This window comes from Psychrobacter sp. 1Y4 (genome assembly GCF_051847555.1).
In genome coordinates this window covers 1-675 of the sequence record NZ_JBPYDE010000624.1, presented here as the reverse complement: position 1 = coordinate 675, position 675 = coordinate 1, and the positions used below count along the sequence as shown (strand labels likewise).

Genomic DNA, 675 nt, shown 5'->3' with positions numbered 1-675 from the left:
ACATGATCAGATAGATTGCTTCCCATACGTTCAAACCACACCAGCGCAAGCCCAATTAGAAGCCCGCCCAGTATATTGGCGCTCAGAGTCCCAAGTGGTACCCAACTATTTAAAGCATTAAAACGCGATAGCCACGCTCGCAGGCAAGCCCCAAGTGCTGCTCCCAGACCAATAGCAAGCCACTGCATAGACTGTCCTTAATTCATATAAACGTGTTGGACCAAATGCTCAATTATACGGCTGGTAACTCTGTCATTGGCCAGCGCGGAACACAGCTAACGGCCAAATCATCAGACTGTCCTGCCTGCAAACGCTCAAACCCTGCATAAGCAATCATCGCGCCATTGTCTGTACACAGCGCGGGCGGTGCATAGTGGACCGTCGCATTGATCTTAGCCAGCTCCGCCTCTAGCATCTCGCGCAGATGCGTATTGGCACTGACGCCACCTGCAATGACCAGACGGCTCATACCTGCTTGCTTGAGTGCTTTGACACATTTTTTCACTAAGGTATCGACCACCGCATGTTGGAAGCTCGCGGCGATATCTGCGCGAATTTGCGGATCGCTATCAGAGCCATCAGTGTCTTTGATCAAGTTATGTACCGCTGTTTTCATACCACTGAATGAAAAGTCCAAACCTCGATGAAGCATCGGTCTTGGCAGTGCGTAAGCAT

General features: G+C 50.5%; 2 protein-coding genes. Both read right to left on the bottom strand.

The annotated features are described in order from the left end of the window. The coding region (locus ACS8FC_RS17965; RefSeq protein WP_439297793.1) for a CrcB family protein at nucleotides 1-188 on the bottom strand (188 nt) is incomplete at its 3' end. 44 nt (nucleotides 189-232) lie between these two features. Beyond that, a partial coding sequence (locus ACS8FC_RS17960) for a Kae1-like domain-containing protein (protein WP_439297792.1) occupies nucleotides 233-675 on the bottom strand: 443 nt, incomplete at its 5' end.